Here is a 2226-nt window from a genome sequence, read left to right as displayed (position 1 = left end):
AGCGTGCTGTCGGCCTCATCGCGGTTCAGCTGCGGCGTGAGGGTGCCACGCACATCGGGCAGTGTGGCGAAAGCGCTCACGATCAGCGACACCGGCGAGGTGACTTTCTTGCTGTCAGCGCCCTCGCTCCACACGGTGCGCATCGACAAGGAATCCTTGCCAACCGGAATCGACACGCCCAGCGCCGGGCACAGCTCCATGCCGACGGCCTTGACGGTCTCGTAGAGCGCCGCATCCTGGCCGGGCTCGCCGCAGGCGGCCATCCAGTTGGCTGACAGCTTGACACGCGGCAGCTCAATGGGCGCGGCCAGCAGGTTGGTGATGGCCTCGGCGACCGCCATACGCCCCGAAGCGGCCGCGTTGACGGTGGCCAGCGGCGTGCGTTCGCCCATGCTCATGGCTTCGCCCGCAAAACCGCTGTAGTCAGCCAGCGTGACAGCGCAGTCGGCTACCGGCACCTGCCAGGGGCCAACCATCTGATCACGGTGCGTGAGGCCGCTCACGGTGCGGTCGCCGATGGTGATCAGGAAGCGCTTGGACGCGACGGTCGGGTGGCTGAGCACCGCAATCGCACTTTTCTGCAGATCGACGCCGGTCAGGTCGATGGGTTTGATCGTGTGTTTGACCGACTTCACGTCGCGGTGCATTTTGGGCGGCTTGCCGAGCAACACATTCATCGGCATATCCACCGGCGGGGCCGCGTCTTTGTCGGACAGCACCAGTTGCTTTTCTTCCGTCGCAATGCCAATCACCGCAAACGGGCAGCGCTCACGCTCGCAGAAGGCCTGGAACTGCGGCAGTGACTCAGGCGCAACCGCCATCACATAACGCTCCTGGCTTTCATTGCTCCAGATTTCCTTGGGCGAAAGGCCGCTTTCTTCCAGCGGCACGGCACGCAAATCAAACTTCGCACCTCGCCCCGCGTCATTCACCAGCTCAGGAAACGCATTGGACAAACCGCCGGCGCCCACATCGTGGATCGCCAGGATGGGGTTGGCCGCACCCAGTTGGGCGCACTGGTTGATGACCTCTTGCGCGCGGCGCTCGATTTCAGGGTTGCCGCGCTGCACCGAATCAAAGTCAAGCTGGGCCGCATTCGCGCCCGAAGCCATGGAGCTGGCCGCGCTGCCGCCCATGCCGATGCGCATACCAGGGCCGCCCAGCTGGATCAGCAGCGTGCCGGCCGGGAAGAGAATCTTCTTGGTGAGTGCCGCATCAATCGTGCCGACACCACCCGCAATCATGATGGGCTTGTGATAACCCCAGCGCTGGCCGCCGACGGTCTGCTCATATTCGCGGAAGTAGCCGTTGAGGTTGGGCCGGCCGAACTCGTTGTTGAACGCTGCGCCGCCCAGCGGGCCTTCCGTCATGATCTGCAGCGGGCTGGCGATGTGTTCTGGCTTGCCATAGGACGTGGCGGCGTCGTCAAACAGCCTGGACACGGTGAAGCCCGTCAAGCCCGCCTTGGGCTTGGAGCCGCGGCCGGTTGCGCCTTCGTCACGAATCTCTCCGCCCGCACCGGTCGACGCGCCAGGGAAGGGAGAAATAGCCGTGGGATGGTTGTGCGTCTCGACTTTCATCAGCACATGCATCAACACGTCATCCGTAGCGCTATAAGTTTGATAGCTGCTCGCGCTTGTTCCTGTTGGGCGAGGGGCCGGTTTTGTACTAGTTTTGGCATAAAACCGCTGTGTTTTATAGCCTTCCATGACCGAAGCGTTGTCCGAATAAGCCACCACCGTGTGCTGGGGATGCAGCTTTTCGGTGTTGCGGATCATGCCGAACAGGCTTTTCTCCTGCGCAACGCCGTCAATCGTAAAGTCGGCGTTGAAGATCTTGTGGCGGCAGTGCTCGCTGTTGGCCTGGGCGAACATCATGAGCTCAACGTCGGTCGGGTTGCGTTTGAGCTGGGTGAAGGCGGTGACCAGGTAGTCGATTTCATCGGCTGCCAGCGCCAGGCCAAATTCGGCATTGGCGGCTTCCAGGGCCGCTTTGCCACCGGCCAGCACGTCGATGGTCTGTAGCGATGCACCTTGCAATTCGGTGAAGAGGCCGGCAGCCTGCGCGCGATCCAACATCACGCTTTCAGTCATGCGGTCGTGCAGCAGGCCGGCGACCTGCTCGCGCTGGGCATCCGTCAGGGCCGTTTTGCTGAAAAAGCCGCTTTTCAAGGTAATGCGGTATTCGGTGATGCGCTCAATGCGTTTGATGGCCAGGCCGCAGTTG

General features: G+C 62.4%; 1 protein-coding gene. It reads right to left on the bottom strand.

The features are described 5' to 3' along the window. Nucleotides 1–2226: phosphoribosylformylglycinamidine synthase (gene purL / locus AC1D1X_RS21195; protein WP_477699101.1), on the bottom strand; the 2226-nt coding region annotated here is incomplete at both ends.

It is taken from the genome of Polaromonas sp. P1_G4, from assembly GCF_056405475.1.
The sequence above is the reverse complement of the archived record's forward strand: the minus strand, read 5'-3'. Positions and strand labels throughout refer to the sequence as shown.